Origin of the sequence: Mesorhizobium sp. M0159, assembly GCF_040322295.1 — a bacterium.
Classification (GTDB): Bacteria; Pseudomonadota; Alphaproteobacteria; order Rhizobiales; family Rhizobiaceae; genus Mesorhizobium.
This window is the reverse complement of sequence record NZ_JAMYTF010000002.1, coordinates 146,119-161,817: the sequence shown is the minus strand read 5'-3', so window position 1 is coordinate 161,817 and position 15,699 is coordinate 146,119. Positions and strand designations below refer to the sequence as shown.

General features: G+C 63.6%; 17 protein-coding genes and 1 pseudogene. 9 read left to right on the top strand and 9 right to left on the bottom strand.

What is annotated here, in order from left to right; translation table 11 throughout:
* The first annotated feature begins 13 nt into the window (after nucleotides 1–13).
* Nucleotides 14–802 (top strand): hypothetical protein, encoded by a 789-nt coding sequence (locus tag NKJ32_RS02705; RefSeq protein ID WP_352826764.1) that lies wholly within the window; start codon nucleotides 14–16, stop codon nucleotides 800–802.
* A gap of 335 nt (nucleotides 803–1,137) precedes the next feature.
* Nucleotides 1,138–2,238 carry a GGDEF domain-containing protein gene (locus NKJ32_RS02700; protein WP_023677471.1) on the top strand — a complete coding sequence of 367 codons (1,101 nt, stop codon included), beginning with the start codon at nucleotides 1,138–1,140 and terminating at the stop codon, nucleotides 2,236–2,238.
* Here the strand turns inward: NKJ32_RS02700 and NKJ32_RS02695 are convergent.
* Nucleotides 2,228–3,258, bottom strand: a pseudogene (locus NKJ32_RS02695) (2-dehydropantoate 2-reductase). The gene NKJ32_RS02700 and the pseudogene NKJ32_RS02695 overlap by 11 nt on opposite strands.
* 129 nt (nucleotides 3,259–3,387) lie before the next feature.
* On the opposite strand from NKJ32_RS02695, the gene dapE reads away from it, so the two are divergent.
* Nucleotides 3,388–4,587: a succinyl-diaminopimelate desuccinylase gene (dapE, locus tag NKJ32_RS02690; protein WP_352826762.1), complete on the top strand. Its 1,200-nt coding sequence runs from the start codon at nucleotides 3,388–3,390 to the stop codon at nucleotides 4,585–4,587.
* A 2-nt stretch (nucleotides 4,588–4,589) separates the two neighbouring features.
* Nucleotides 4,590–5,198 carry a hypothetical protein gene (locus NKJ32_RS02685; RefSeq protein WP_023677470.1) on the top strand — a complete coding sequence of 203 codons (609 nt, stop codon included), beginning with the start codon at nucleotides 4,590–4,592 and terminating at the stop codon, nucleotides 5,196–5,198.
* Here the strand turns inward: NKJ32_RS02685 and truA are convergent.
* Genes truA through def form a run of 4 tightly spaced genes read right to left on the bottom strand, consistent with a single transcriptional unit; the run spans nucleotide 5,180 to nucleotide 7,937 of the window.
* A complete protein-coding gene (truA, locus tag NKJ32_RS02680) occupies nucleotides 5,180–5,935 on the bottom strand; it encodes a tRNA pseudouridine(38-40) synthase TruA (RefSeq protein WP_023677469.1) in 756 nt (251 codons plus the stop codon). The genes NKJ32_RS02685 and truA overlap by 19 nt on opposite strands.
* Nucleotides 5,936–5,953: 18 nt before the next feature.
* Complete coding sequence (locus NKJ32_RS02675) at nucleotides 5,954–6,463, bottom strand: GNAT family N-acetyltransferase (protein ID WP_023677468.1); 510 nt, start codon at nucleotides 6,461–6,463, stop codon at nucleotides 5,954–5,956.
* Nucleotides 6,460–7,389 (bottom strand): methionyl-tRNA formyltransferase, encoded by a 930-nt coding sequence (gene fmt / locus NKJ32_RS02670; protein ID WP_352635036.1) that lies wholly within the window; start codon nucleotides 7,387–7,389, stop codon nucleotides 6,460–6,462. Before fmt ends, NKJ32_RS02675 begins: the two co-directional genes overlap by 4 nt.
* Nucleotides 7,390–7,406: 17 nt before the next feature.
* Complete coding sequence (gene def, locus NKJ32_RS02665) at nucleotides 7,407–7,937, bottom strand: peptide deformylase (RefSeq protein ID WP_352826761.1); 531 nt, start codon at nucleotides 7,935–7,937, stop codon at nucleotides 7,407–7,409.
* Between the two features lie 103 nt (nucleotides 7,938–8,040).
* Here def and NKJ32_RS02660 point away from each other — a divergent pair, with 103 nt between their 5' ends.
* A complete protein-coding gene (locus tag NKJ32_RS02660) occupies nucleotides 8,041–9,303 on the top strand; it encodes a DNA recombination protein RmuC (protein WP_023676951.1) in 1,263 nt (420 codons plus the stop codon).
* A gap of 39 nt (nucleotides 9,304–9,342) precedes the next feature.
* On the opposite strand, the gene NKJ32_RS02655 is transcribed toward NKJ32_RS02660, so the two are convergent.
* From NKJ32_RS02655 to NKJ32_RS02645, 3 genes are all read right to left on the bottom strand, one after another.
* Nucleotides 9,343–9,747: a GFA family protein gene (locus tag NKJ32_RS02655; RefSeq protein WP_023676952.1), complete on the bottom strand. Its 405-nt coding sequence runs from the start codon at nucleotides 9,745–9,747 to the stop codon at nucleotides 9,343–9,345.
* Nucleotides 9,748–9,814: 67 nt separating this feature from the next.
* Nucleotides 9,815–10,777, bottom strand: a complete 963-nt coding sequence (locus NKJ32_RS02650; protein WP_023676953.1) for a cation diffusion facilitator family transporter — start codon at nucleotides 10,775–10,777, stop codon at nucleotides 9,815–9,817.
* A 122-nt stretch (nucleotides 10,778–10,899) separates the two neighbouring features.
* On the bottom strand, nucleotides 10,900–11,709 hold the full coding sequence (locus NKJ32_RS02645) for a transglutaminase-like domain-containing protein (RefSeq protein ID WP_023676954.1): 810 nt from the start codon (nucleotides 11,707–11,709) through the stop codon (nucleotides 10,900–10,902).
* A 215-nt stretch (nucleotides 11,710–11,924) separates the two neighbouring features.
* On the opposite strand from NKJ32_RS02645, the gene NKJ32_RS02640 reads away from it, so the two are divergent.
* Nucleotides 11,925–12,050, top strand: coding sequence for a hypothetical protein (locus tag NKJ32_RS02640; protein ID WP_013528464.1), 126 nt, complete (start codon nucleotides 11,925–11,927; stop codon nucleotides 12,048–12,050).
* A gap of 154 nt (nucleotides 12,051–12,204) precedes the next feature.
* Nucleotides 12,205–12,519 (top strand): quaternary ammonium compound efflux SMR transporter SugE, encoded by a 315-nt coding sequence (sugE, locus tag NKJ32_RS02635; protein WP_023676955.1) that lies wholly within the window; start codon nucleotides 12,205–12,207, stop codon nucleotides 12,517–12,519.
* Between the two features lie 82 nt (nucleotides 12,520–12,601).
* Here the strand turns inward: sugE and NKJ32_RS02630 are convergent, their stop codons facing one another.
* On the bottom strand, nucleotides 12,602–13,030 hold the full coding sequence (locus NKJ32_RS02630; RefSeq protein ID WP_023676956.1) for a DUF6481 family protein: 429 nt from the start codon (nucleotides 13,028–13,030) through the stop codon (nucleotides 12,602–12,604).
* A 230-nt stretch (nucleotides 13,031–13,260) separates the two neighbouring features.
* Between NKJ32_RS02630 and NKJ32_RS02625 the strand changes: the two genes are divergently transcribed.
* Entirely contained in the window at nucleotides 13,261–14,322 is a 1,062-nt protein-coding gene (locus tag NKJ32_RS02625; protein WP_352683058.1) for an LLM class flavin-dependent oxidoreductase, read from the top strand.
* Nucleotides 14,323–14,455: 133 nt separating this feature from the next.
* Nucleotides 14,456–15,616, top strand: coding sequence for an AI-2E family transporter (locus NKJ32_RS02620; RefSeq protein ID WP_023676958.1), 1,161 nt, complete (start codon nucleotides 14,456–14,458; stop codon nucleotides 15,614–15,616).
* The last annotated feature ends 83 nt before the right edge of the window (nucleotides 15,617–15,699 follow it).

Sequence of the window (15,699 nt, the reverse complement as noted above, 5' to 3'; positions counted from 1 at the left end):
CGGATATTTCGTCATGCGCTACCGCTCGCTTGATTCGAAACTGATCCTCGAAACCGCCGAACGGCTGGAAGAGCGCGTCGCCGAGCGTTTTCCCGATGCCGGCTTGCGCGGCGTCGCCGCCGAGCTCGTGTCGCTGTCGCGCGATCTGGCAAAGGCAGCCAAGGCGCTGGAGGCGCCGATCTGGTGGCTGCGCGGCCTCATCATCGCCGCCTTCGTCGTCGGAGCGCTGATGTTCCTGTTCGTCGGCACAATCCTGCCGCTCGGCCGCATCTCGGGAAACCACGATGCCTTCCAGTCGGTGCAAGGCATCGAAGCCTCCCTCAACATGATCATCCTCGCGGTGCTGGGCTTTCTGGCCCTGATTCGCTCCGAGGAGCGGATCAAGCGCAAGCGGGTGTTTCGCCAGCTCCACGGGCTGCGTTCGCTGATCCACGTCATCGACATGCACCAGCTGACCAAGGATCCGGCAACGCTTTCAGCCAGTTTCAAGCCGACTGCGCATTCGCCAGCCCGCATCACCAACGCCGCCGACCTTGCCCGCTATCTCGACTACTGCTCCGAGATGCTGTCGATCACCGGCAAGATCGCCGCGCTGTTTGCGCAGTCGGTCAATGACGCCGTGGTCATCGACGGCGTCAACGACATCGAGAACCTGGCTTCGAACCTCTCGCGAAAGATCTGGCAGAAGATCACGCTGATCGAAACCCCTCATGGGCAGCCGGCACGTGCGGCGAAGACCGATCCCGAGCCGGGTCCGCCGCGTCGGCCTGCAGTCCGCAGACAACCGGGGCCGGCAAGCTAAAACCGGCCATCCGGCGGCAGATCCGCTAGACCGGTTCATCGTTTCGCAGAAACGCCGAACCGCTCTATCTTTTTGTTTTGACGCAATTCCGGACGGAAAACCGCTTCACACTTTTCCTGGAATTGCTCCAGAGCGGCGGAACGGGGAGTTCCGAAAGCCCGGTTTTGCGCCGGATGCTCTAAGCGAATGTTAATCACCCTGGCCCAGCATGCCGGCGAAGACTGTGTCGACCGGCACGGAGCGCTCGACTGGCAAGCGACCTATCCCTGACCACCAAGGAGCCGCGCAAAACGTGGAGCGCCGCCGCTCGCCTGTTTGCCTGGTTCTCTTCGCCGATGAAATTGGAACCGGAAGCTGTCCGCGCCCGGCTTCTCGACACCACCTTCGAGCGCAAATTCGCGGTCCTGTTCGGCACCATCAGCGTTCTGTTGGTTGCGGTCAGCGCCGCTCTTGCCACCGGGGATTGGTGGCCCTACGCCTGGATTGCCGCCGACCTGATGCTTTTCACCGTCCGCGTTCTGCTGATGCGGGAATGCGAGCAGGCCCGCAGGCGCGGCTCGAAAGGGCCGCTGGCGGGCCTGATGGCAGCCAGCGGCGTCTGGTCGGTCGTTTTCGGCCTCGGCTGCTATGGCTGTGTTGCCAGCGGGAATATGGCGCTTTCCGTACTTGCCGCCTTGAATGTCGCAGGCGTCGTCGGCGTGGTGTCGTCACGCAATGCGGCGACCCCGCGCTTCGCCATATTCGTCATGTTGGCCGTAAGCCTGCCTTACGTGGTCGGTGCATTGTTTTCTGCGGCGCCCGGAATGCCGATCGTCGGAATTCAAACGCCGTTCTATGTGGCCGGCGTCATCATCGTGCTGCTTCAGAACCACGCAATCAATGCCCGCATGATCCGCGCCGAACTGGACAATCGCGACCTGGCCATCAAGGACGCGCTGACCGGCCTGCCAAACCGCATCTTCCTGCAGGAGAAATTGCGCGACATGTGCCGCGACCTTGCGGCGCCGGCCGCCAATGGCGGCAAGCCGTTTGCAGTGCTCAGCATGGATCTCGACGGTTTCAAACAGGTCAACGACCGTTTTGGCCACGCCGTCGGCGACGTGCTGCTGCGCAAGGTGGCCGAACGATTGAAGCGCGGCTTCCGTCCGGGGGACGTGGTCTTCCGTATCGGCGGAGACGAATTCGTCATTCTTTTGCCCGCAACCTCGGAGATCGAGGCCACCTACCTGGCAAAGCGGGCCATCGAAAAGGTCTCGGTGCCCTTCGACCTCGGAGTCGGCTCCGCCATCCATGTCGGCTTGAGCGTCGGCAGCGCATGCGCACCCGCCGACGGAGGCGATCCGGAAATCCTGCTCACCTGTTCCGACCATGCGCTCTACGAAGCCAAGCGCACCGGCAAGGGCCGTTACTGGGCGCCTGTGCGGGCTACGATCTGACGGTCGCGACAACGGCTTCCGGCGTCTGGCAGGGCGATCCGCGCCTCTTCTGCTCGGCCGCGCGCACCAGTGCCGTGACATGCTTCAGCAACGGCGCCGGCGTGCCGGCCTTTTCGGCCAAACGCAGGACCGCGCCTTGCAGTTCGCCGATCTCCGTCGGCCGGCGGCGCTGAAGGTCATCCCACATCGACGAACGCGCGGCAGGGTCGATGGCAAGCATCCGCCGCGCCAAGAACTTGAACAGCCAGTCGGGCAGGCGAAGCACTTTCGGCAGCAGCGCGGGACGCAGGCCGGCGATGCGAGCGGGTTCGATGCCCGTCGCCATCATTGCCGCCAATGCTTCGTCGATCTGGCCGGCCAGGATCAGCCGCCAGCGGCGATCGGCAAGCTCTGCCGCCAGCGGCAGGCCGGAAAGCGCCACCAGCGCGTTGTTGAGGTTGAGCAGCAGCTTGCCCCATAGCACCGCTTCGATGTCACCATGCGTGGCGACGGCAAAGCCCTCAACGTCAAGCAGTTCGTCAAGGCCTGTCGGACCCTGTTCGATCATCACCTGCCGCCGCTGGCGCGGTGCAGACGAAGCGGCAATTCGCCCTCCGCCGATTGGACCACGTTGAACGGCACCATGCCCGCGAGCACCCGCCGGGCGGCGAGATGGGCTCGCAACTTATCGGCATTGTCGACGCCGTTCTGCAGACTGAGTACCACCGCATCCGGTCGGGCATGGGCCGCAATAAGCCCGGCCATGTCCTGCGTCGCGCCGCTCTTGACCGTTAGCAGGATGACATCGGCACCGGGGAATGCCGCGGCCGGATCGGCGGTGACCGACAATGCCTCCGGCTTGACGGATCGGTCGCGGCCATCACGGTCGGTGATGTGCAATCCACCTTTTTGCAGCACCTTCTCGATGCGCGGCCGCGCCAGCAGAACCACCCTTCGCCCGGCAAGTATCAGGCAGCCGCCGGCGTAGCATCCGATACTGCCGGCACCGGCGATTACGATCGTCCTGCCATGCGTGATCATGCGATGGCCCTGTCCTGGTCGAGAGGCCTTGCCGCAACTATACGGCATGAAAACCATAATGTCGGCGGCATGGCTGGCCCTTATGTCTGGCCGTGACAGGCCTTGCGCTTTCGACTATCGCTTTTGCCCATGACGCTGCCTACCAATCCGACCAGAAATCTGGCTGCTCTCATCCGCTGCGCTTCCGTGACGCCCGCCGAAGGCGGTGCGCTGAGCGCGCTGGAAGAAATGTTGAAGCCGCTCGGCTTTGCCGTCGAGCGCCCGGTGTTTTCCGAATCCGGCACACCTGACATAGAGAACCTTTACGCGCGGCGTTCCGGCAACGGCCCGCATCTGATGTTTGCCGGCCATACCGATGTCGTGCCGGTGGGCGATGAAACAGCCTGGACGCACCCGCCCTTTGCCGCCGACATCGCCAATGGCGAGATGTTCGGCCGCGGCGCCGTCGACATGAAGGGCGGCATTGCTTGTTTCGTCGCGGCGGTAGGGCGACATATTGCGCAGAAGGGCGGCCCGAAGGGGTCGGTCTCGCTGCTGATCACCGGCGATGAGGAAGGGCCGGCGATTAACGGCACGACGAAGCTGCTCGAATGGGCGGCCGCCAAGGGCGAGAAATGGGATGCCTCGATCGTCGGCGAGCCGACCAATCCCGACGCGCTCGGCGATATGATCAAGATCGGCCGGCGCGGCTCGCTATCGGGCACGGTCGTCGTCAACGGCCGCCAGGGACACGCCGCCTATCCGCAGCTAGCCGACAACCCGGTGCGCGGCCTGGTGACGCTGGTCGACGCCTTGCTTGACCCCGTCTTCGACAACGGAACAAGGGATTTCCAGCCGACCAATCTTGAGGTCACCTCCATCGATGTCGGCAATCCTGCCACCAACGTCATCCCGGCGAAGGCGGCGGCTACCTTCAATATTCGCTTCAATGACACATGGACCGCCGAGACGATCCAGGCCGAGATCCACAACCGCCTCGACCGGGCGGCGAAACGCAAGAAATACCGCGCCGGCAAGAAGACGCCGGTCGACTACGAGATCGTCTGGCGCGACGGGCCGAGCCATGTTTTCCTGACACGCGACGACAGGTTGATCGAGACGCTTGGCGGCTCGATCAAGGCGGTGACCGGCAGGAAGCCGGCGCTCTCCACCTCCGGCGGCACCTCCGATGCCCGCTTCATCAAGGATTATTGTCCGGTGGTCGAATTCGGACTGGTCGGCAAGACCATGCACATGGTCGACGAACGCGTGGCGATTGCCGACCTCGAGACGCTGACGCAGATTTATCTGCGCTTCGTTGAAGACTGGTTTGCGCAGGACATATCCTAGTGATGCTTTCAGCGGATGAAACCTACGCTTCGCTTGCCGGTGCCTGGCGGCTGATGCTCGGCAAGGCCGACGGATTTCGCCTGCTCGACCTTTCGGCGGACGGATTCTGGAACTCCTTTTTTGCCATCGTTGTCGCGGCGCCGGCACTGATCGTCGGCTGGGTCGGTATTGCCAACGAAATCGGCGATCCCAACGCATTCGTCGGCCGTTTCAGCATGTTGATCCGCCTGGCAACCGTCGATATCGGCGCCTGGGTGCTGCCGCTCATAGGCCTCGCCCTGGTGGCGCCGCGGGTCGGCGTCGGCGGCCGTTTCGTCCATTATGTCGTGGCCAGCAATTGGGCCTCGGCGATCATCGCCTGGATGATGCTGCCATCGGCGTTGATCCGGCTTTTCCTGACGTCGGCCAACGAAGTCTCCGGACTCGTGTCGCTGCTGTTGTTCGCGCTGTCGATGGTCTTGACCTGGCGGATGACCAACGTTGCGATCGGCAGGGGTGCGGCCGCCGGCAGCGCCGTTTTTGCCGGCATGTTCGTGGCGTCGCTGATCGTCCTGTTCGGCCTGCAGGCGCTGCTCGGGATCAGCGTTCCGGATCAGCCAGGCGTCGGATAATCGACGCCGACGAGAAACAGCCCGTCGGGCGGCGCCACCTGACCGCAGGCGGCACGGTCGCGCGCCTCAAGCGCCGCCTTGAGGTCGGCAACAGTCCAGCCGCCTTCGCCGACACGTTTGAGCGAGCCGACCATCGAGCGCACCTGGTTGTGCAGGAATGACCGCGCCGAAGCGCGGACCTCAATGAAATCGCCCGCCCGGCTGACATCCAGCCGGTCGAGCGTGCGGACGGGGCTGGTGGCTTGGCACTGGGTCGAGCGGAAGGTGGTGAAATCATGCCGGCCAAGCAGCACCTTTGCCGCCTCGTGCATGGCACCGGCATCGAGCTGCTTCGGTACCCACCAGATCTTGCCCTTGTCGAGCGCCGCCGGCGCGCGGCGATTGACGATGCGGTAGAGGTAATGGCGGCTGATCGCCGAGAAACGCGCATCGAAGCCATCCGGCACGACGGCGGCCTTCAGGATGGCGATGCGCACCTTGGCCGCCTGCAGATGCGCGTTGACGGCGTCGCGCACCTTGTCGCCGGGCCATGCCTTGATCAGATCGACATGCGCCACCTGAGCGGTCGCATGGACGCCGGCATCGGTGCGGCCGGCGGCGCGCAGCGAAACCTGCTCACCACAGAACTTCTCGATCGCCTGCTCGATCGCCTGCTGCACCGATGGCTGGTTGGCCTGGCGCTGCCAGCCGGCGAAGAGACTGCCGTCATATTCGATGTCGAGGCGAAAACGCGGCATTCCCGGATCGAGGCGAAATCAGGCGGCGAGGGCTGAGCCGAAGGCCGAGGCGTAGACCAGCCTGCCGGTCTCCGGCGCCTCGCCCCAGGCAAGCGCCTGCAAAGCCTCGCTTTGGTAGTCGCTGTCGAATTTCGCGGCACGGGCACGGCTGTAGCCGAAACGCCCATAATAGGCCGGATCGCCGAGCACCACGGCGAGCGTCTCGCCGGCAGCTTTCAGGCGGATATGCGCCTCGCGGACCAGCGCACCGCCGATGCCGGTGCCGTGGAACGACGGCTCGACCGCTAGAGGCGCCAGCGCCACCGCCGGGAAACTCTTGCCGCCATTCTGCACGAAGAGCCGTGAAAACAGGATATGGCCGACCACTTGCCCGTCTTCGTCCGCCACCAGTTCGACGACGGCATCACCGCCGGTGACCAGCGCGTCGACCAGTCCGGCCTCCGTCTGCTGGCCGAACGCGTGTTCTTCGACAAGGCGGATCGCCTCGCGGTCCCGCGGCGTCGCCGCGCGTATGGACATCATGCTCATGACAATTTCATTCCTTTTTCGAGCTTGGCCCCGCGCAGAAACTCCTGCGCGGCAATGGGCCTTCCGCCCGCACGTTGAACTTCGACCGGCCTGATCGCGCCTGACCCGCAGGCGACCGTCAGCCGGTCATCGAGAATTCCTCCCGGTTCGCCGGCGCCTTGCGAGAGCGTCGAGCGAAGCAGTTTCAGCCGTTCCACGCGGCCGCCGATTTCGGCCTCGCACCATGCACCGGGAAAGGGCGACAGGCCGCGAATCTGGTTGTGCACGTCGCCGGCAGGTCGCAGCCAGTCTATGCGAGTCTCCGATTTATCGATTTTCTTGGCGTAGGTCACCCCCACCTCCGCCTGTGTGGTAAATGTCAGCGTATTCCGCTCCAGCCGTTCGAGCGCTTGCACGATCAGCGCAGCACCGAGGACCATCAGCCGGTCGTGCAGATCGCCGGCCGTCATGTCGGGTCCAATGGGACATTTTTCAACCATTGCCACCGGCCCGGTGTCGAGGCCTTCCTCCATCCGCATCACCATAATGCCCGTTTCGGTATCGCCGGCCATGATGGCGCGCTGGATAGGGGCAGCGCCGCGCCAGCGCGGCAATAGCGATGCGTGACCGTTGAGGCAACCGAGCCGCGGCGCCTCGAGAATGGGTTTGGGTAGAAGCAATCCGTAGGCGACGACCACGGCGACGTCGGCACGCAAGGCGCGGAACGCCTCCTGCTCCGCCTCGCTCTTCAGCGACACCGGCGACCGCACCTCGATGCCCAGCCGCTCCGCCTCGCGCTGCACCGGCGACGGCGTCAGTTCGAGCCCGCGCCGGCCGCCGGCGCGCGGCGGCTGCGTGTAGACGGCCGTCAACCCGTGCCCGGCCCCGGCAATCGCCCGCAGCGTCGGCACGGAGAATTCAGGCGTACCCATGAAGATGACACGCAGGGGCATTTCGTCGACGCCTACCCCACCATCTTGCCCGGCGCCTTGTCCCTGGCGAGCTTCTTGAATTTCTTGACCACCATGTCGCGCTTCAGCTTGGAGATGTGATCGATGAACAGCACGCCGTTGAGGTGGTCGATTTCATGCTGCAGGCAGGTCGCCATCAGCCCCTCGGCCTCGATCTCCTGCAGCTTGCCGTCGCGGTCGAGAAACTTCACCCGCACCGCCGCCGGACGCTCGACCTCGGCATAGTAATCCGGGATCGACAGGCAGCCTTCCTCGTAGACCGAACGCTGGTCGGAGCTTTCGAGGATTTCGGGATTGATTAAGACGTGCGGTGCCGGCGTCTCGTCCTCTTTGGCCAGGTCGATCACCAGCATGCGCAAGGGTTCGCCGACCTGGATCGCTGCGAGGCCGATGCCGGGCGCGTCATACATGGTGTCCAGCATGTCGCCGGCCAGTTTGCGCAGATCGCCGTCGACACGCTCGACCGGTTTTGAAACCTGGCGCAGGACGGGATCGGGGAGGATGATAAGCGGCTTGATCGACATGGCGTCTCACCTAAGACCTCGCAGGAAAAGCGTCAACCGGGGCGCCTTCGGGTCGTTCACGTTTTGATCTGTGCCGGCAGACCGAATCATCTATGCTGTCGACATGAACGATCTGGCCACCATCCTGTCCGAACCTGTCGCCCGCCTCGGCGCCACCACGATCACGCTCGGCCAAGCCCTGGGTTTCGGCGCAATGCTGTTCCTCGGCCTGTTCGTGGCGCTCGTCGTTGCGCTCTGGCGATCGGCCAAGGCGCGTGCAGTGGCGGCCGCCGAAGCCGCCGACCACGCCCGCGACGCCGAGGGGCGGATGGCTGGTATCTTGGCAAGCCAGGCGGAAATGCAGGGCCGCATGGGCGCCATCGCCGAAGTGTTCGGGGCGCGCCAGGCGGAACTGACACAGTCGATCGGCCAGCGTCTCGATGCCATGACCGGCCGCCTGGGCCAGACCATGACCGAGCAGACGAGATCGACGCATGAGAGCCTCGCCAAGCTGCAGGAACGGCTGGCGGTCATCGATATCGCGCAAGGCAACATCCAGTCGCTGGCCGGCCAGGTCGTGCAATTGCAGGCGATCCTTTCCAACAAGCAGACGCGCGGCGCCTTCGGCCAGTCGCGCATGGAAGCCATCGTCGCCGACGGATTGCCGCACGGCGCCTATGAATTCCAGGCGACCTTGTCGAATGGCAGCCGGCCCGACTGCCTGGTGAAGATGCCGAACGGCGCACCGTCGCTTGCCATCGACGCAAAGTTTCCGCTCGAGGCGTGGAATGCCATCCGTGCCGCCGAAGGCGCCGACCTGCAGAAGTCCGCCGCACAGGCTTTCCGCCGCGACATCGAGGTGCATGTCCGGGATATTTCCGAAAAATACCTGATCCAGGGCGAGACGCAGGACACCGCCTTCATGTTCGTGCCCTCAGAATCGGTGTTCGCCGAAATCCACGAGAATTTCGAGGCCGTTGTCCAGAAGGCGCATCGATCGCGGATCGTCATCGTCTCGCCATCGCTTTTGATGCTGTCGATCCAGGTCATCCAGGCGATCCTCAAGGATGCCCGCATGCGCGAGCAGGCACACCTGATCCAGGGCGAGGTTATCCGGCTGATGGAAGACGTCTCCCGGCTCGACGAGCGGGTGCGCAAATTGCAGACGCATTTCGGTCAATCGGCCAAGGATATCGAGGACATCCTTGTCTCGACATCGAAGGTGACCAGGCGCGGACAAAAGATCGAGGCGCTGGAGTTTGGCGTGCAGCCGGCGGAGGACACCGCTGGTTCGAATGGCAGCGGAGCAAAAGCGGAAATCAGCCCGCGCGTCGCCGATTCGAAAACCGGGCAGTTGAGGCTAAGGGTCGTCGAAGGCGACGATTGAGAGCTACGCCGGAACCGGAGGCTTCGCCCGGGTCTGGCGCTACTGCTCCTCGATGATGGTTGTGCCTTCGAATTCCGGCAGCCAATGCAGCGCCGAGCGGTGCCAGATCTGCTTTCTCGGCACCAGTTGCTCGCGCTGCCGTGCCGTGCCGACCCTGATACCGTAAACCTTCGGTCCCTCGCCCGCCGACGTGGCGTAGAGATGCGAGCCGCACTCACCGCAAAATGCCTGGGCGCGCTTGGCGCCGCTCGAACCGGTCTTGATGTAGATCTTCGGCGTGCCCTTGGTGATCCTGTAATTGTCCTCGGACGCCGGCACGGTGACGCGAAAGGCCGTTCCGGTTAGCTTCTGACAATCGATGCAGTGACAAATGGTGGTCTTTTCCGGATCGACTTCGGCCTCGTAAGTGATAGCGCCACAATGACACGCGCCGTCGATTTTCATCTTCGTTCCTCCTGGAGCTTTTGCCCGCAATCATAACCGGGACTGCCCGATGGCGCAGCCATTTTCCTCAGGCCGGTTCCCCTCCGGACGCCGCCAAGGTCTTGCTCCGGCGTTCCCAGGTGCCGGTGGTCTGCGGCTTGACGAAGAGCCGCGTCACCTCCGGCATCTCCGCCTTCAGCCGCGTCTCGAGGCGCTCGACACAGGTCTCTATCTCCGGCGCCGACAAATGATCCTCGAACTCGATGCTCAAAGCGGCGACGATCTCCTGCGGACCCATATGCAGCGTCAGCACGCCATTTGCCCGTTGCACCGCCGGGTCCTGCTGGACGATGGCCAGCACCTCTGTTTGCACCTCGGGCGAGGCCGGCTCGCCGAGCAGCAGGCTCTTGCTTTCGCGCGCCAGGAAGATCGCGGTCCCGCCCAGGATGAGCGCGATGCCGATCGACGCGGCGCCGTCGAGCTTCGGCATGTCCAGCAATTCCGCCGCCAATATGCCGGCGAAGGCGACAACGAGGCCGAGAAGTGCCGCGCTGTCCTCGAAGAGTACGGTGTAGACACTCGGATCCTTGCTGAGCTGCACCGCCTCGAGCCAGCCGTGGCTGCCTTTTTGGTGGCGGAACTCCTTCAGCGCCACCAGCCAAGAGGTGCCTTCGAAGAGGAAGGAAAGGCCAAGGACAGCGTAGTTCACCTTGGCGTTGGCAATCGGCTCCGGCGCCATGATGTGCGTCACGCCTTCGTAGAACGATATGCCGGCACCCAGTGCAAAGACGAGGAGCGCAACGATGAAGCTCCAGAAGTACAGCTCGCGGCCATGGCCGAGCGGATGCGTGCGGTCGGCCGGCCGGGCGGCACGGTGCATGCCGTAAAGCAGCAGGCTGCCATTGCCGGTATCGACGAGCGAGTGGACGCCTTCCGAGAGCATTGCCGAGCTGCCCGTGAACAAGGCAGCGGCAAATTTGGTCAGTGCGATCGCAAGATTTCCGGCGAGCGCCGCATAGATCACTTTTTTCGACCCGCCATGCGCCGCCATGGTGTGCTGCCTTGGTTGATGCACCGAGATTGGCGGAGCGCCCGCCCACGCTCCACAGTCCCCACAACGCCCGAAGTGCCCAGTTGTTCACAAGGTCAGTTGTTCAAAAGGGCGGCGCGGGGCTATTCGACGACCTCGTCCGTCCAGACCTTGAAGCCAGCCAGCGCGCCCGGCCCAAAAATGTGGGTCAGCGGCACATCGGCGGCATCGCGTCCGGAGGCAATCAGGATGCGGCCGATGCGCGGCGCGTTATTGCGCGGGTCGAACGCATGCCAGCGGCCGCCGAGATAGACCTCCATCCAAGCGGCGAAATCCATGTCCGACCACGGCTTTGGCAGGCCGATATCACTGATATAGCCGGTGCAGTAGCGGGTCGGAATGTTCAGGGCGCGGCAGAAGGCAACAGCGAGGTGAGCAAAGTCGCGGCATACACCACTCTGCTCGCGATAGGCCTCGGCGGCGGTGCGCGTCGGCCGTGCATTGAAATAGTTGAAGACGATGTGGTTATGGACGAAGTCGCAGACCGCCTGGACGCGCGGAATGCCGAGCGGGGTGTTGCCGAACAGCCGCCACGCTTCATTCGACAGCACGTCGCTCTCGCAATAACGGCTGGGCAGCAGGAACAGCAGCGTCTCCGACGGCAGATCGCGCACCTCGTGCTGCCACGCCGTCAGCTCGCGCGTCTCGAAGGAGCCGGGGTCGCGGATCACCGCGTCCGTGCCGAACGCAAAGCGCCCGGCCGGCGCAACGAAACGGTTGCACCAATTGCCGAAACTGTCGCGGTAGCTTTCGATCGGCACCGGCGGGTTCGACGTCAGGAAGTCCGGCCGCTCAAGATCGGATGCGCGCGAATAATGGACGTTTAGCATCGCGATCAGCGGTGTTTCCTGCGGGAAGTCGAAGCTCATCTGGCAACCGATGTGGATCCGCATTGTCGTCCTGACCGGCCTGCCTGATCATCAGCCGGCGAAACGCAAGGGCTGATGCTGCAGTGCGAAGAAGACCATGGCACGGACCGCTGCGGTTTACGAGGGAATTAGAAACCAGTTGACAGCCATCGGCCAGGGCGACTGCACGGCAGCGGCCTCTTGCAGTCGAGCGTTTTCTCTTGTTTCACTTCGCCAGACATCAACTGGAGGAACGAATCATGGCTAAGGGTGCGATGAAGGCAGGCAAGGAGGCCCGCAAGCCGAAGAAGGACGCGAAGAAACCGGCTCCGGCGCCGGCCCTGAAGGCACCGCCGGTGAAGGCGATGAAGCTGAAGGACAAGTAGGGCCGCAGCTACCGTTTCGGCTTATCTCGACCGGCCGCAAACGCGGCCGGTATGATTGTTCACTAAGCTCACGCGCATCCCCTATGGATGCGGCGAAGGCAATTTTTGCGCTTTTCAAGAAATCGGCCGGAAGCCATCGAAACGGAGCGTTCCGATGTCGTGGATCTTCCTGTTGTTCGCCGGACTGTTCGAGATCGGCTGGGCGATCGGCCTCAAATACACCGACGGATTCTCGAAGCCGCTGCCGACCGTCCTGACGGTAGCCTCGATGATCGTCAGCCTAACCTTGCTCGGCCTGGCGCTGAAGGCGTTGCCGGTCGGCACCGCTTACGCGGTGTGGACCGGCATCGGCACCGTCGGCACGGCGCTGCTGGGGATCTGGCTGCTCGGCGAGCCAGCGACCGCGATCAGGCTGGCCTGCATCGCGCTAATCGTCTGCGGCATCATGGGACTGAAGCTCGCGGCTTAGCCGATTCTGACAGACGAACGCGTTCAGGGCCCCTGCAAGGCGGCCCTGATTCTTGAATTCGGCTGATCAGTGCCGAAAGGCGCTATCGCGCGGAGAAGCCGGGCGGCGTCCTGCCGGTGCGCTGCTTGCGCGCGGCATAGCGTGCGTCACGCTTGGCCTTGCGTTCGGCCTCGTCGGCAAGAAAACGGGCGATCCGCTCGTTCTCTTCAGCTTCCCGGATCTTCGCTTCGGCCTGTGCGGCTTCTTCCGCGGCGATGCGTGCCGCTTCGGCAGCTGCCTCGCGCTCGGCCTTTTCGGCCGCTTCGCGCGCCAGCTTTTCCTGCTTCAGCCTGGCCTTTTCGGCCTCGCGTATCGCGCGGGCCTCGAGGATCGCCTTGCGCTCGGCCTGTCGTGCCAGCACCGCTGGATCATCTGGCGCCGGCTTTGCCTTGAAGCGCTCCAGAAGCGCCTTCTTTGCCTCGTTTGCGGCATTGCGCCGCTCGAAAACGTCTTTTTCCCTATAGATAGCCAAGTCCACTTCCCTGAAGTCAATTTGCGAGGCTTACATACGCGCGAAAACCGAGAGTTCAAGCGCCAAAACGGTATGCCAGCCATGAAATTCTGATCTGTTGCAGCCGGGAGACGCCATTTCGATTGAATTCGGCTGAAAGGCACCCGCACTGTTCACCATCCAGGCATCTGGCGGGGCGGCGGACTGATCGCTACGTGTAGCGCCAAGACAAAACGCTGAGATGACACACTATGGAACTCGGTCTCTACACCTTCGCCGACGTCAGCCCGGAACCAGGTCCCGGTGCGATCGGTGCGCATGAGCGGTTGCGCAACCTGATCGAGGAGATCGAGCTCGCCGACCAGGTCGGGCTGGACGTCTTTGGTCTCGGCGAGCACCACCGTCCCGACTATGCTGCCTCGGCTCCGGTGGTGGCGCTGGCGGCGGCGGCCGAACGGACCAAGCGCATAAGGCTGACCAGCGCTGTCACCGTGCTGTCGTCCGACGATCCGGTGCGCGTCTTCCAGCAGTTTGCCACCCTCGATCTTCTGTCCGGCGGCCGTGCCGAGATCATGGCCGGGCGCGGCTCGTTCATCGAGTCCTTTCCGCTGTTCGGCTACAATCTCGAAGATTATGACGAGCTCTTCGCCGAGAAGCTCGACCTGCTGCTCGCCATCCGCGATCATGTCAAGGTGACCTGGTCGGGCAGTCTGCGCGCGCCGATCAACGACCGCGGCGTCTATCCGCGGCCCTTGCAGGACAAATTGCCGATCTGGATCGCCGTCGGTGGAACACCGCAATCCGTCGCCCGCGCGGGCGTGCTCGGGTTGCCGCTGGCACTGGCGATCATCGGTGGCGAGCCGGCGCGGTTCGCACCGCTGTTCGACATCTACAGGGATGCAGCCAGGCGCGCCGGCAACGATCCGGCAAGCCTTGCCACCAGTCTCAACGTGCACGGCTTCATTGCCGACACCACGGACCAGGCAGCCGACGATTTTTACGGGCCGCAGGCCGAGGTGATGAACCGCATCGGCCGCGAGCGCGGCTGGGGGCCGACATCGCGGGCGCATTTCGACCAATCGCGCGGCCCAAACGGCGCGCTGTTCGTCGGCAATCCAGAACAGGTGGCCGAGAAGATCATTGCCCAGCACAGGATATTCGGCAACGACCGCTTCCTGCTGCAAATGGCGATCGGCACCATGCCGCACGCCAAGGTGATGAAGGCCATCGAACTCTACGGCACCAAAGTGGCGCCGATCGTGCGCCGGGAAACTGCGAAGGCCGTTCCCGCCGTGGCGGCGCCGGTTGCCTGATTCCCAGTCACCTGATTCATTGCCAAGGCCGCGAGGCGGCCTTGCCGGTGACGCCGGCTAACGGAACCTTGAAGCGACAGAGGCGTTTTCGCCAACGGTCTGCACCAATCGCGGTGTGCCGCCGAGGGTCAGAATGAAAGCCGAACCCGACGCTTCGGGCGCAAGCGCTGCCGAAAGCCCGGATCCGCGCGTCGAGGCGCGGGCGGATGCGCATCTGATGCGTTCGCTGCTCGTCGGCATCTTCATTCTCATGGCGATCTACGCGCTTTACTTCGCCCGCGCCTTCTTCATGCCGGTCATTCTGGCTTTCCTGCTGGCGCTGACGCTGACGCCGATCGTTCGCTTCCTGCGCAAGCATGGCATGCCCGATGTCATTTCAGCGACACTGTTGGTGCTGCTTTCGTTCTGCCTCGTCGCCGTCGCGGGATATCTGCTCAGCGGCCCGGTCATCGACCTCATCAACAACACCTCGACGATCGGCCAGCAGCTTACCGAACGTCTGGCACAACTGCGCCGTCCGTTCGAACGGATCGTGGAGATTTCGCGCCAGATCGAGGGCCTGACACAGACATCCCAGGAGCCGGGCGTTCAGAGGGTGGCGACGGCGCCATCCGGTATTCTCTCGCAGGCCGCCGGCAATGTGCTGTCGGCCGGCGCCAGCGTTACCATCGTCTTCGTCCTGTCGCTGTTCCTGCTCGCCTCGGGCACGATGTTCTATGAAAAGATCGTCCAGTCCTTCCCCAGTCTCAGCGAAAAGAAGCGGGCGCTGCGCGTCGTCTACGACGTAGAACGTGAAATCTCGCATTATCTGCTTACTGTCACGGTCATCAATACATGTCTCGGCGTGGTCATCGGGCTCGGCCTGTGGGCGCTCGGCGTGCCCAACGCGCAGGTCTGGGGCGCGGCAGCGGCTCTGCTCAATTTCCTGCCCTATATCGGGGCGCTGACCACCATCACGCTGGTTACGATCATCGCGCTGATAAGCTTCGACACGATTTCCTATGCGCTGCTGGCGCCGGCCTTCGTCCTTATGTGCGATGTCGTCGAAGGCCAGTTCGTGACGCCGACGGTGGTCGGCCGCCGTCTCGAAATCAACGCAGTGGCGATCCTCATCGCCATCGCCTTCTGGTCGTGGCTGTGGGGTTTTGTCGGCGCGCTGCTGGCGGTGCCGCTGCTGGTCGTCATCAAGGTGTTCTGCGATCATTTCGACGGCCTCAGTCATGTCGGCAATTTCCTGGCGGCGCAGCATACGGCAGCGATCGAGGACGAAGAGATTCCCGAGGTGAAAAAGTAGCGGCTTAAAGGGTCAAAAGCGTCCCCCCGATGGGGCAGATCACGACCTTGCATCGGTCGCACGTCCGTTTCCCCCAGCGCTCC

Coding starts and splice junctions, on each gene's coding strand:
- NKJ32_RS02705 (WP_352826764.1), top strand. CDS start 14: ATGCGCTACCGCTCGCTTGATTCGAAACTGATCCTCGAAACCGCCGAA.
- NKJ32_RS02700 (WP_023677471.1), top strand. CDS start 1,138: ATGAAATTGGAACCGGAAGCTGTCCGCGCCCGGCTTCTCGACACCACC.
- dapE (WP_352826762.1), top strand. CDS start 3,388: ATGACGCTGCCTACCAATCCGACCAGAAATCTGGCTGCTCTCATCCGC.
- NKJ32_RS02685 (WP_023677470.1), top strand. CDS start 4,590: ATGCTTTCAGCGGATGAAACCTACGCTTCGCTTGCCGGTGCCTGGCGG.
- truA (WP_023677469.1), bottom strand. CDS start 5,935: ATGCCGCGTTTTCGCCTCGACATCGAATATGACGGCAGTCTCTTCGCC.
- NKJ32_RS02675 (WP_023677468.1), bottom strand. CDS start 6,463: ATGAGCATGATGTCCATACGCGCGGCGACGCCGCGGGACCGCGAGGCG.
- def (WP_352826761.1), bottom strand. CDS start 7,937: ATGTCGATCAAGCCGCTTATCATCCTCCCCGATCCCGTCCTGCGCCAG.
- NKJ32_RS02660 (WP_023676951.1), top strand. CDS start 8,041: ATGAACGATCTGGCCACCATCCTGTCCGAACCTGTCGCCCGCCTCGGC.
- NKJ32_RS02655 (WP_023676952.1), bottom strand. CDS start 9,747: ATGAAAATCGACGGCGCGTGTCATTGTGGCGCTATCACTTACGAGGCC.
- NKJ32_RS02650 (WP_023676953.1), bottom strand. CDS start 10,777: ATGGCGGCGCATGGCGGGTCGAAAAAAGTGATCTATGCGGCGCTCGCC.
- NKJ32_RS02645 (WP_023676954.1), bottom strand. CDS start 11,709: ATGCGGATCCACATCGGTTGCCAGATGAGCTTCGACTTCCCGCAGGAA.
- NKJ32_RS02640 (WP_013528464.1), top strand. CDS start 11,925: ATGGCTAAGGGTGCGATGAAGGCAGGCAAGGAGGCCCGCAAGCCGAAG.
- sugE (WP_023676955.1), top strand. CDS start 12,205: ATGTCGTGGATCTTCCTGTTGTTCGCCGGACTGTTCGAGATCGGCTGG.
- NKJ32_RS02625 (WP_352683058.1), top strand. CDS start 13,261: ATGGAACTCGGTCTCTACACCTTCGCCGACGTCAGCCCGGAACCAGGT.
- NKJ32_RS02620 (WP_023676958.1), top strand. CDS start 14,456: ATGAAAGCCGAACCCGACGCTTCGGGCGCAAGCGCTGCCGAAAGCCCG.